Annotated in this window: 11 protein-coding genes; 3 read left to right on the top strand and 8 right to left on the bottom strand. The window is 49.1% G+C overall.

Annotation, left to right across the window (positions count from 1 at the left end; translation table 11 throughout):
* Positions 1-205 precede the first annotated feature (205 nt).
* The 8 genes from HMPREF9441_RS10960 to HMPREF9441_RS10925 all read right to left on the bottom strand — a co-directional run bounded on the left by HMPREF9441_RS10960 (position 206) and on the right by HMPREF9441_RS10925 (position 7,497).
* Positions 206-1,372 (bottom strand): AIR synthase-related protein, encoded by a 1,167-nt coding sequence (locus HMPREF9441_RS10960; protein ID WP_039865219.1) that lies wholly within the window; start codon positions 1,370-1,372, stop codon positions 206-208.
* A 32-nt stretch (positions 1,373-1,404) separates the two neighbouring features.
* The gene (locus tag HMPREF9441_RS10955) at positions 1,405-1,971 is read right to left on the bottom strand and encodes a LemA family protein (RefSeq protein ID WP_232038518.1); all 567 of its coding nucleotides are present in this window, start codon (positions 1,969-1,971) and stop codon (positions 1,405-1,407) included.
* A 67-nt stretch (positions 1,972-2,038) separates the two neighbouring features.
* On the bottom strand, positions 2,039-2,965 hold the full coding sequence (locus HMPREF9441_RS10950) for a TPM domain-containing protein (protein WP_008621116.1): 927 nt from the start codon (positions 2,963-2,965) through the stop codon (positions 2,039-2,041).
* Between the two features lie 12 nt (positions 2,966-2,977).
* Complete coding sequence (locus HMPREF9441_RS10945; RefSeq protein ID WP_008621115.1) at positions 2,978-3,979, bottom strand: alpha/beta hydrolase; 1,002 nt, start codon at positions 3,977-3,979, stop codon at positions 2,978-2,980.
* Between the two features lie 4 nt (positions 3,980-3,983).
* On the bottom strand, positions 3,984-4,730 hold the full coding sequence (locus HMPREF9441_RS10940; RefSeq protein WP_008621114.1) for a shikimate dehydrogenase family protein: 747 nt from the start codon (positions 4,728-4,730) through the stop codon (positions 3,984-3,986).
* A gap of 11 nt (positions 4,731-4,741) precedes the next feature.
* Positions 4,742-5,476: a bifunctional demethylmenaquinone methyltransferase/2-methoxy-6-polyprenyl-1,4-benzoquinol methylase UbiE gene (gene ubiE / locus HMPREF9441_RS10935; protein ID WP_008621113.1), complete on the bottom strand. Its 735-nt coding sequence runs from the start codon at positions 5,474-5,476 to the stop codon at positions 4,742-4,744.
* A 10-nt stretch (positions 5,477-5,486) separates the two neighbouring features.
* Positions 5,487-6,434, bottom strand: a complete 948-nt coding sequence (locus HMPREF9441_RS10930; protein WP_008621112.1) for a phosphoribosylaminoimidazolesuccinocarboxamide synthase — start codon at positions 6,432-6,434, stop codon at positions 5,487-5,489.
* A 37-nt stretch (positions 6,435-6,471) separates the two neighbouring features.
* Complete coding sequence (locus tag HMPREF9441_RS10925) at positions 6,472-7,497, bottom strand: PhoH family protein (protein WP_008621105.1); 1,026 nt, start codon at positions 7,495-7,497, stop codon at positions 6,472-6,474.
* 118 nt (positions 7,498-7,615) lie between these two features.
* Between HMPREF9441_RS10925 and HMPREF9441_RS10920 the strand changes: the two genes are divergently transcribed.
* From HMPREF9441_RS10920 to HMPREF9441_RS10910, 3 genes are all read left to right on the top strand, one after another.
* Positions 7,616-8,404 carry a DUF5715 family protein gene (locus HMPREF9441_RS10920; protein WP_008621101.1) on the top strand — a complete coding sequence of 263 codons (789 nt, stop codon included), beginning with the start codon at positions 7,616-7,618 and terminating at the stop codon, positions 8,402-8,404.
* 72 nt (positions 8,405-8,476) lie between these two features.
* Positions 8,477-9,025, top strand: coding sequence for a hypothetical protein (locus HMPREF9441_RS10915; RefSeq protein ID WP_008621100.1), 549 nt, complete (start codon positions 8,477-8,479; stop codon positions 9,023-9,025).
* 232 nt (positions 9,026-9,257) lie between these two features.
* Positions 9,258-11,105 carry a DUF6359 domain-containing protein gene (locus HMPREF9441_RS10910; protein WP_008621099.1) on the top strand — a complete coding sequence of 616 codons (1,848 nt, stop codon included), beginning with the start codon at positions 9,258-9,260 and terminating at the stop codon, positions 11,103-11,105.
* The last annotated feature ends 107 nt before the right edge of the window (positions 11,106-11,212 follow it).

Genomic DNA, 11,212 nt, shown 5'->3' with positions numbered 1-11,212 from the left:
TATCGAACTGTTCCTTTCAGGTGTGCGTTTTTCCTCTGTTCTCGCAATGGTTCAAAATTAAGGGATAAAAACATGTCGTTCAATGCGTAAACGGTATTTCGTACGGAATGAATCTTATTTTTTACGCATTGAACAAAAAAATCCGGGCAAGCGGGGGACTTGTCCGGATAAGGCAGGAGGGAAAAGGAAATGAAGCTCCCTTTCCTTAGTAGTTGAATTCGCCGAATTCACTCTTGATGGTCAGCGAACGCGGTCCTTCTTCGATGTGTCCGACGATTTGCGCGTCGATGTTGAAACTCTTGGCGATGGCGATGACTTGTTCGGCGTGCTCGGGAGCAAGGTAGACTTCGAGGCGATGCCCCATATTGAACACCTTGTACATTTCACTCCAGTCCGTACCGCTTTCCTTGGCAATCGCCTTGAACAAAGGAGGCACGGGGAACATGTTGTCTTTGACCACCCTGTAACTCTCACCTACGAAGTGGAGCACCTTAGTCTGCGCACCGCCTGTGCAGTGTACCATGCCGTGGATGTCCGCACGCATCTCGTCCAGCATCTTCTTCACCACCGGGGCGTATGTACGGGTGGGGGACAAGACGAGCTTGCCGGCATTGACCGGGGCACCCTCCACCGGGTCGGTCAGCCGGTAACTGCCGCTGTAGACCAACTCTTCCGGAACGGACTTGTCGTAGGTTTCGGGATATTTTTCGGCCAAATACTTGGCAAACACGTCGTGGCGTGCACTGGTCAGCCCGTTGCTGCCCATACCGCCGTTGTATTCCTTCTCGTAGGTGGCCTGTCCGCAACTGCTCAGTCCCACGATGACATCTCCCGGACGGATATTGGCGTTGTCGATGACATCGCTACGTTTCATGCGGCATGTCACGGTGGAGTCCACGATGATGGTGCGCACCAAGTCGCCCACGTCGGCTGTCTCGCCGCCCGTGGCATAGATGCCGATGCCCATCTTGCGCATCTCGGACAGCAGTTCGTCCGTACCGTTGATGATGGCACTGATGACTTCGCCCGGGATGAGCATTTTGTTGCGTCCGATGGTGGACGACACCAAAATGTTGTCTACGGCACCCACACAAAGCAAATCGTCCGTGTTCATGATGAGCGCGTCTTGCGCAATGCCTTTCCATACGGACAAGTCGCCCGTTTCTTTCCAGTACGCGTAGGCCAACGAAGATTTCGTGCCGGCTCCGTCGGCGTGCATGATGTTGCAGTATTCCGGGTCGCCGCCCAGAATGTCGGGGATAATCTTGCAGAATGCCTGCGGGAAGATACCCTTATCGATGTTCTTGATGGCGTTGTGTACGTCCTCTTTGGCTGCCGACACGCCGCGCATCATGTAACGTTGGTTACTCATATCACTATATGTTTTTGAATGATTGTCTGTCATTAAAACTCTACTTTCGGGGCTTCCGATGCACCGGAGGATGCCTCGAACTTTTCTTTTTTGCTAAATCCGAACATCCCGGCGAATAAGTTGTTGGGAAACTTGCGTATCAGGACGTTGTAGTCTTGTACGGCCTCGTTGTAACGTTTACGGGCTTCGGTGATGCGGTTTTCCGTACCTTCCAACTGGGCTTGCAGTTCCGAGAAATTCTCGTTGGCACGGAGTTGCGGATAGTTTTCCGTCACGGCCAACAGCTTTCCGAGGGCGGAACTTACGGCACCTTGGGCTTTCTGATATTCGGCCAACTTTTCTGCGGTCAGGTTCGCCGGGTCCACGGTGATTTGCGTGGCTTTGCTACGGGCGGCTACCACGGCTTCCAACGTACTGCTTTCGTGCGTGGCATAGCCTTTTACGGTACTCACCAGGTTCGGAATCAGGTCGGCCCGGCGTTGGTATTGCGTTTCCACGTTACTCCAGGCTGTAGACACAGCTTCGTCTTTCTCTACCATCTTGTTGTATGAACAACTGTTCAAAAGAACCATGCACACCATGGCTATGGCGGCGGTCATCCATTTCTTTGTTTTCATTGTCTTCCTTATATATAAATAGGTGTTTGATTCGAAATCTGTGTGTCGGTCAGAACTTGCCACCGGCTCCTCCGCCTCCGAAACTGCCTCCCCCGAAGCTTCCGCCGCTGAAACCGCCTCCGAAACCTCCGCCTCCGAACCCGCGATGGAACGGTCCTGCCACGGGAGGGAAACCGCCAAAGCCGGTGCCGTTGTCGAACGGTTCGTCATGGGAACGGGATACGGTTTGCCCGCATTTCGGGCAGCGGTAATAGACTGTGTGATGTTCTATGCCTTGGAACCGGTCAACCCGGACTTGGGAATTCGTGCGGTGCATGGGGCTATGTCCGCATCGGGGACATGTGTTCCGTTTGCGGTTGGAATAAATGGAAATCAGGAACCCGCCCGTGACAATGGCCAAGGCGAGCCACATCAAGCCATATCCCTTTGTGCCGGTCGGTTGTCCCGACCCGTCGTGGAGCAGACTGTCGTCGCCATGGATTACACTACAGACGGCAGACACTGTTTGCAGCATGGCGGTATCCCAGTCTCCTGTTTTCAGGTAAGGCACCATTCGCCGGTTTTCTATCCGGCGGCAGATGGCATCGGGCAGCGTGCCCTCCAACCCTTCTCCGGTCAATATCTGGTAACAGCGGTCTTGTGTGGAAAGCAAGATGATGAGACCCGTGTTTTGCCGGTTGCCCACCCCGAGTTTGTTACCCAGTGTAATGGCGAAATCATAGCATTCTCCTCCTTCGATACGTTCCACTACGGCTACCACGGACTGTACGCCCTTCTCCGTTTCCAACCGATATAGCAGGCTGTCCATTTGCTGTACGGTCTGTGCGGAAAGGATTCCATCGGGATTGACCACGTGCTTGGTCTTGTCCTGCAAATAAACCATAGGCAGGTTGTCCACCGTATACGTGTCGGCATACAGGAGTCGTGCGCTCCGGCATACAAAGAATAAGAGGAACAGACAAAAAGCTTTCTTCATGACACACTTTGTTTACTGGCTTGGCAAGTTATTCATATCTTTTGGAATATTATATCGTTCGACGAAACTTTTGACGATTTCTGTATATTCTTTAGCATATTTTAGATAAGAATCGGCATGTGTTGCGCCTTCTACGTGCCATATCTCTTTGATGCCCGTTTTGGCGGCATACAGGCTGTCGCCCATCCAAGTCGGTACGAACGTGTCTTCCGTACCGTGAATGAACAACATGGGAAGCCGGCATTTTTTTACTTGTTCCAGTGGCGAGGCTTCCCGGAAATCCCAACCGTAACGCAGGCGTGTAGCCCAACTGGCCAGATGGAGCAAGGGAAAAGCGGGCAGGCCGAACTGGTTTTTCAGTTCTCCTGCGTATTCATCCCACACGCTAGTATAACCGCAGTCTTCCACAAAGCAGTTCACGAAAGGCGGTTGGGGTTCGCCGCTCACGCATACGGTCGTAGCCGCTCCCATGGAGATGCCGTGTACCACCATGCGAGTCTGGGAACCTTTCGGAGCAAACAGTTCGTTGGCCACTTCCATCCAGCGTAACACGTCGAGACGGTCTTTCCATCCCATTTGAATGTGGTCGCCTTCGCTCTGTCCGGCAAAGCGGAGGTCGGGGAGCAATACGTTGTAATGCAGGTCGTGATTGTATAAGTAAGCGATGTGCAGCATGCGCACGGCATTGTCGGTATAACCGTGCACGGCTACGGCTGTATGAGCCGTCAGGGTGTCTGCATAAAGGTAAAGGGCGTGCAGCCTTGCCCCGTCCTCGGAAAGGATAAACGTGTCCCGCAAGGCGTTTGCCCGTTGCAGGCTGTCTACCCAGTGCGAAAGGAAAGGGTAGTGCTCATACATGAAAGCGTATGACGTTTCGAGATTCTTTCCCCGTTCGTTGCCACCGGCCTCCAACGCATACCATTGCAGGTATAACGTGCTCCCCGTCAGTGTGAGTACTAATAAGGTGAGCACGATCCAGAGAATCCGTTTGAACTTGTTCTTTTCCTTGTGCATATCGTCAGTCTTCGCTATGCCAGAATTCCCATCCGGCGTATGCTTGGAGAATCAGCATCTCCAAACCGTTTTTGGTGATAGTCCCTTGTTTCCGTCCTTTTCTGAGAAAGAGGGTTTCTTCCGGATTGTAAACCAAATCGTACAACAGGTGATTGCGTCCGATAGCCGTATAAGGGAGTGCCGGACACTCTTCCGTATGAGGATACATCCCCACTGGAGTACAGTTTACAATCACTTTATATTCGTCCATGATTTCCGGTGTGAGTTGTGGGTATGTCAGCGAATCCTCTTTCGGGTTACGGCTGACAAAGCGGGTTTCGATGCCCAAGCGGTGAAGTCCGTAGCGGACAGCTTTAGAAGCCCCTCCAGTACCTAATATTAAGGCTTTCCGGTGTATCGGTTCCAATAACGGTTCTATCGAGCGGGTGAATCCGATGACATCCGAGTTGAAACCCTTCAGATACGGTTTTCCTTTCCGCATCCCGATTCGTACGACGTTGACGGCGCCGATATGGCGGGCTTCCTCGCTCAACTCGTCCATGTATGGAATGATTTTTTCTTTGTAAGGGATGGTTACGTTGAGTCCGCACAGATTTGTGTTTTCCGTAATGATTTCCGGAAAGCGTTCGATAGAGGGAATCTCAAAATTGACATATTCGGCGTCAATCCCTTCGTTCTTGAATTTTTCATTGAAAAAGTCACGCGAGAACGAATGTCCTAAAGGATAGCCGACTAAACCGTATTTATCCATGATGTGAATGCTTATTTGGTGGCAAGATACATCGTGCTGATGCCGAAAGTAAAACGTTTGAAACGCACGTCGCCGAAACCGGCTTTCCGGAGTATGCCCTGCATGACCTCTCCCTGCGGGAAAGCGGCCATCGTGGCCGGTAGGTAAGAGTAGGCACTATGATCCTTGGAAATCAGCCGGCCAATCAGCGGCATGACGATTTTAGCGTAAACAGAGAAAAGTTGTTTCATGGGGAAACGGTGGGGAGAACTCAGCTCAATGATTAACAGATGTCCGCTCGGTTTCAGCACCCTGCACATTTCCCGTAGTCCTTGGTCCAGATGTTCGAAATTGCGTACGCCATAGGCTACGGTCACGGCATCGAACGTGTCGTCGGCAAAAGACAACGCTTCACAGTCCTCATGCTGGAAGCGGATGATTCCATCCAAATGCAACGCTTTCACTTTTTGCCGTCCTATCTGCATCATGCCTTCGGAAATGTCTACTCCCGTAATGGATTGCGGAGAAAGCCTCCGGGCAGACAAAATGGCAAAATCGCCTGTCCCCGTAGCGACATCTAAGATTCGGCAGGGGTGAAAGGGCGACAAAGAGTCGACGGCCGTGCGCCGCCAACTCTTGTCGATACCCCATGAAAGGAAATGGTTCAGCCGGTCGTAGGAATGGGCGATGCGGTCGAACATGCGTTCCACTTGTTCACGCTTATGGCCTTCGTCCTTGTAGGGCTTTATCTTTTCTTGTTCGTACACGCCCCGGTTCTTATTTCTGGTTCAAGTATTCGGTGACGTTCTTTTCGATACGTGCGGCCAAATCGTCATGGTTGTCGGCCTTGTTGAACTTCTGTCCCACGATATGCTCGTACAGCTCGATATAGCGGTCGGACACGCTGTTTACGTATTCGTCCGTCATCTCCGGCACTTGCTGGCCTTCCTTGCCCATGAAGTTGTGGTCGATGAGCCATTGGCGTACGAATTCCTTGGAAAGTTGCTTCTGGGGTTCGCCTTTTTCAAACTTCTCCTGATACCCGTCTGCGTAGAAGTAACGGCTGGAGTCGGGCGTATGGATTTCGTCGATGAGATAGACTTTACCGTCTTTCTTGCCGAACTCATACTTGGTATCCACCAATATCAGTCCCTTTTCCGCAGCCATTTCCGTGCCACGGGCGAAGAGGGCGTAAGTATATTTTTCCATCAGTTCGTAGTCTTCCTTGCTCACGAGTCCTTGGGCGATGATTTCTTCCTTGGATATGTTTTCATCGTGTCCGGCATCGGCTTTCGTGGTAGGAGTGATGATCGGGGTGGGGAACTTCTGGTTTTCTTTCATGCCTTCGGGCAACTTCACGCCGCAGAGTTCGCGGCAACCGTTTTGATACTCACGCCATGCGGAGCCGGTCAAATACCCTCGGATAATCATTTCCACGCGGAAGCCTTCGCATTTCAGTCCCACGGTCACCATCGGGTCCGGAGTGGCCAGCTTCCAGTTGGGTACGATGTCGCTCGTGGCATCGAGGAAAGTGGCTGCAATCTGGTTCAGCACTTGCCCTTTGAAGGGGATTCCTTTGGGCAGGATCACGTCGAATGCCGAAATACGGTCGGTGGCCACCATGACCATCAGTTCGTCGTTGATGTTGTACACGTCGCGTACTTTTCCGTGATATACGCTTTTTTGTCCCGGGAAGTTAAAATCAGTGTGAGTTAAAGCTTTCATATCTGTTTTCTTTTTGAAGTTGAAATTCTGTTTGTGGTCAGTTGTCGCCTAAGCTTGTCAAGTCTGTGATGACGAATGATTCCTCGGATACCGGTTTGGCTGTATTGCGCTTACGTGCGGCGGCAGCCTTCTTGTCATGCTTTTCGTAAGCTTCCACGATACGGGTCACCAGTTTGTGGCGCACGATGTCTTTTTTGTTCATCTCTATAAAAGCGATACCTTCCACGCCTTTCAGTATGGAAGTGGCTTCGACCAGTCCTGAACGTTGGGATGACGGAAGGTCTATTTGCGTCATGTCTCCGGTAACAATCATCTTGGTGTTCATTCCCATACGCGTCAGGAACATTTTGATTTGTGCCGTGGTCGTGTTCTGTGCTTCGTCCAATATGACCACCGCGTCATTGAGGGTGCGGCCACGCATGAAAGCCAAGGGAGCAATCTGGATGACGTTTTGTTCCATCATTTCCTGTAACTTCATGGTAGGAATCATGTCCTGCAAGGCATCATAAAGCGGTTGCAGGTAAGGGTCTATCTTGTCCTTCATGTCACCCGGCAGGAAACCCAGTTTTTCACCGGCTTCCACGGCGGGACGGCTTAAGATGATTTTGCGTATTTCCTTGTTCTTTAAAGCCCTTACCGCTAATGCGATACTGGTGTAGGTCTTGCCCGAACCGGCAGGTCCGATGGCAAAAATCATATCGTTGTTTTCGTATGCTTTGACCAATTTTTGCTGGTTCTCGCTACGGGCGGTGATAGGTTTGCCGTTGACGCTGTATACAATGACACCTTCTGCACTTTCTTTCGGGGTCTTTTTGCCTTTGATGATGGCCAATATGTCTTCCTCTTTCAGGCTGTTGTATTTGACACAGTGCTGTTCGATGGCCATGATGTTTTCTTCAAAAGCACACATCTCCTCTTCGTCGCCCATTACTTTGATGATATTGCCGCGAGCCACGATGCGCAATTTGGGATAGAGCGCCTTGATCATTTGTATGTTGGTGTTGTTTACCCCGTAGAAAACAACAGGATCCACGTCTTCCAGTACGATATGCTTTTCTATCATTCGCTTAATTTTGCCGCAAATTTAAGCATTAAGTTTTGAATTCGCCACGTTTTCCGTATCTTTGTGCTGCAAAATAAAGAAAACGTTGAGAAAACTCAAGAGAGAAATATTTTTGGGAATGGCGGGCTTGACCGTCTGTGTGTTGGGCGTAGTGCGCTGTGCCAATCCGGCAGTGGTGGGTGAAACGGCTGGTGTTTCGTCTGTTCCGCTTGATTCTTCAGTGCTGACTGTCGTTTCTGCTTCGAAAACGGAGTCTATGGAGGTCGTCAGGAAAACGGGGTTGCATACTCCTTATTCCATGCCGGTTTTCAAGGAGGCGGACGGTCGGCCGTTGAAGAGTAAAATCTATAGTGTACCCGGGTTCGGACGTACGTTTCCTGACTTGCAGGATGTACATATTGTAGCGGCTCGAAAATGGGGCGTTTCTCCGGTGGAGGATCGGGAAGAAGCGGAACTGAGAAAGGATGAACTGGTTTATGTAGGCAGCAATCCTTATTATACGATGGACAAGCAGATGTCTTATTCCATTCCTTATTTGGTGCCTCGGGCCAGTGACCTTCTGCAAAAAATCAGCCGGAACTTTTTGGACTCTTTAGCTATCAAAGATATTCCGTTGCATACGTTAATTGTAACTTCCGTTCTGCGTACGGAGAACGATGTGCGGAGATTGAGACGTTTTAATTGCAACGCTTCCGAAGAGAGTTGTCATCGTTTCGGGACAACGTTTGACATTTGTTATAATCGCTATAATACGGTTAGCCATCCCGAAGGGCCGGAACGTCGTTCCGTAAGAAACGATTCGCTGAAATGGGTTTTGTCGGAAGTGTTGCGTGATTTGCGGGAGCAAGAGCTTTGTTATGTGAAATATGAAGTGAAACAGGGCTGTTTTCACATTACGGTGAGATAATGTATTAAACCTTTCTGATTTGAAAGTGTCTTTATAAATAGGAAGAGTAATCAACTATTATATAAAGGTACAATGAAAAAGATTATTTTATGGGGATTTTGTGTGATCTGTCTGCTTTGTTCGGAGATAGCAATGGCGCAGGACGGGAAAGACCGTAAGGGTGACATGCGACGGGAACAGATGATGGAAAAACGTGCAGAAAGATTAGCTGATGAATTGGAGCTGAAAGGAGATGCACGTTCGGAGTTTCTGGTTACTTATAAAAATTACCAGCAGGATTTGATGTCACATCGTAAGACGCCTCCATTTCCGGCAGACTTGGGAGGGAAAAAAGAATCCGAGTTGACGGAGGAGGAAGCAGCAGAGCGCATAAAAGCGGAGTTTGACCGCAAGGCACAGCAAATTGTAGATGCGTACAACACGCTTGAAGTGGATAAAAAGTACTATGAAGTCTTTTCTAAAACGATGTCTGCCAAACAGTTGATGAAAATCTTTGTTCCGGTGAGAAAAATGAATGCTCGTAACGGGGGCAGGCAGAGTGTGGGGAAGGGCGGAGGCCGTTTGTTTGGGGAACCAAACGGTTTTCCGCAAAATGGATTTGAGAGAGAGGCCGACTGGTAATTCCAGTTAGGTATAGTTGGTTTTTAAGGTAAAAAGGGAGGGAGATTTGCTGATGTGAATCTCCCTTTTTCTTGTTTTTTGCTCGTGATACGTCATTTGTGTTACACTTTGTGTTTTTCCTTGTTTTTTTATTCCCTTTTTCACTCTTTTTAGCGGAAGGATTTATCCGTTACGGAATATATTGCATATATTTGTTCATACTTATTTATTAACTTATTAAAAACATAAGCGTATGACTAGTTTTACTTCATTAAAAAGTTTGCTGTTGGCTGCCCTGTTGATGATGGCGGGCGGAGCGATGGCGCAGGACATCTTGTTGAGCGAGGATTTCAGCAAGTGTACGGGAGTTAAAGACCCGGATAATCCGGACATCAAAATGGATGGTAAGATGGATGACTATACGAATGTTCCGGGATGGACGTGCGTGAATGGTTATGCAGGCGAAGGGAATGCCAAGTTCGGTACCAGTAGCAAAGCAGGCAGTATAACTACCCCGTCTGTGGATTTGTCCGATGCTACGGCCACTTATACTTTGAAATTTAAGGCTTGCGCTTGGAGCGGGGCTGCCACTACATTGAAGGTTACAGTGGATGACCAAGAGCCGGTGGAGGTTGAAGGTTTGACGAATTCGGCCAAACCTTATGCGCCCAACTTGAAAGAGTTTTCCGTGCAAATCAAGGGGACGAGCACATCGAAGATAACGATTGCTTCTTCCGTGGCTTCCAAAGGGCGTTTCTTCTTGGATGATATTGAAGTGACCAAATTGGCTGCAGGCCAGACGCAAGACCCGCACGTGGCGGCTCCTTCTGTAGTTGCCTTTGGCGTAGTGGGCGTTGACCTTACCGCTACCGAAGTCGTGGAAATCAAGGGTACGGATTTGACGGATGATTTAACCGTATCTGTATCTGGTGATGGTTTTACATGTCCGGTGACAAGCATAGCCAAAGACGAAGCGACTAATGCCAGTTTCAATGTGGTGTTTGCTCCCACGGCGGTAGGTGATTATGAGGGTAAGTTGACCATTTCGGGTGGTGGCTTGAAAGAGAACGTGGAGATAGCTTTGTCCGGAAGTTCATTGGTGGTGTCGGGCGAAGGTACGAAGGAAGTTCCTTTCACTGTCGGCGATGTGTTCATTTTAAATAATTCTGGTGCTAAAGCATGGGTTGAAGGTTATATCGTAGGTTCTGCGGATGGTAGTTTGGATAAAGCTGTGATTGGTTCCGTTGAAGGTGCTGTGGCTTCCAATATGTTGATTGCGGCAAGTGCCGATGAAACGGATGTTGCCAACTGCGTGCCTGTGCAATTGTCGGGGGATGTGCGTTCGGCCTTGAATCTGGTGGACAATCCGGGTAACTTGTTCAAATCTGTGAAGCTTTATGGTGCTTTGGAGGCTTATTTCTCTGTGTGTGGTTTGAAGTCGGTGACGGAATACGAATTGGAAGGTCAAGAACCCGAGCCTGAACCTGAGGCTGTATCTTTCATCAAGGCTACAAAGATTGAAAGCGGTAAGCGTTATGCTTGGGTGTACAATGGCGGGGATGCCATGAAGTTGGCCACAGCAATAGAAGCATCACAAACTTATGGCTATATTTACACTTCGGAGGGAAGAGAGGCTGATGCTGTTTTGACGGGGAATGAAACAAATGCTTTCACATTTACGGCGACGGATGGCGGTTATACCATTATGGATAACAACGGGCGTTACTTGTATTCTACTGAGAAGTATGCAACTTTCAACGTAAGTGCAGATGTTCCCGAAAGTGGTCATGTGTGGGCTGTAGATTTGGCAGAAAACGGTGAGGCTACCATTACTTGTGTGGCTACGGGTAAATGGGTTCAGTATGATACGGAATACAATAATTTTGCAGCTTATGCTGAAGCGAGTGCAAATGGCGTGTTACCCATGTTGTATGTAGAATCTGACGGTTCTTCTGTTACAGGTGTGGGTGCAGATGCTTCCAACGCTCCGGTTGAAGTATATACTTTGGGAGGTGTAAAGGTAGGAAGCAGTCTGAATGGTTTGCAAAAAGGTATCTATATAATCAAGCAAGGCGGCACAGTGAAAAAAGTGATGAAATAAGTCTTGATTGTATTGAATAAAAAGGGCACTGTCTACAATTTTGTGTAAATGTAAAATACGGGATTCAGTATGAGTTCCGTATTTTACATTTACACAAAATATTTTAT

It is taken from the genome of Paraprevotella clara YIT 11840 (assembly GCF_000233955.1).
Lineage (GTDB): Bacteria > Bacteroidota > Bacteroidia > Bacteroidales > Bacteroidaceae > Paraprevotella > Paraprevotella clara.
The sequence above is the reverse complement of the archived record's forward strand: the minus strand, read 5'-3'. Positions and strand labels throughout refer to the sequence as shown.

Bases quoted from the DNA above. Each gene is read 5' to 3' on its own strand.
- HMPREF9441_RS10960 (WP_039865219.1), bottom strand. From the start codon at position 1,372: ATGAGTAACCAACGTTACATGATGCGCGGCGTGTCGGCAGCCAAAGAG.
- HMPREF9441_RS10955 (WP_232038518.1), bottom strand. From the start codon at position 1,971: ATGACCGCCGCCATAGCCATGGTGTGCATGGTTCTTTTGAACAGTTGT.
- HMPREF9441_RS10950 (WP_008621116.1), bottom strand. From the start codon at position 2,965: ATGAAGAAAGCTTTTTGTCTGTTCCTCTTATTCTTTGTATGCCGGAGC.
- HMPREF9441_RS10945 (WP_008621115.1), bottom strand. From the start codon at position 3,979: ATGCACAAGGAAAAGAACAAGTTCAAACGGATTCTCTGGATCGTGCTC.
- HMPREF9441_RS10940 (WP_008621114.1), bottom strand. From the start codon at position 4,730: ATGGATAAATACGGTTTAGTCGGCTATCCTTTAGGACATTCGTTCTCG.
- HMPREF9441_RS10930 (WP_008621112.1), bottom strand. From the start codon at position 6,434: ATGAAAGCTTTAACTCACACTGATTTTAACTTCCCGGGACAAAAAAGC.
- HMPREF9441_RS10925 (WP_008621105.1), bottom strand. From the start codon at position 7,497: ATGATAGAAAAGCATATCGTACTGGAAGACGTGGATCCTGTTGTTTTC.
- HMPREF9441_RS10920 (WP_008621101.1), top strand. From the start codon at position 7,616: ATGGCGGGCTTGACCGTCTGTGTGTTGGGCGTAGTGCGCTGTGCCAAT.
- HMPREF9441_RS10915 (WP_008621100.1), top strand. From the start codon at position 8,477: ATGAAAAAGATTATTTTATGGGGATTTTGTGTGATCTGTCTGCTTTGT.
- HMPREF9441_RS10910 (WP_008621099.1), top strand. From the start codon at position 9,258: ATGACTAGTTTTACTTCATTAAAAAGTTTGCTGTTGGCTGCCCTGTTG.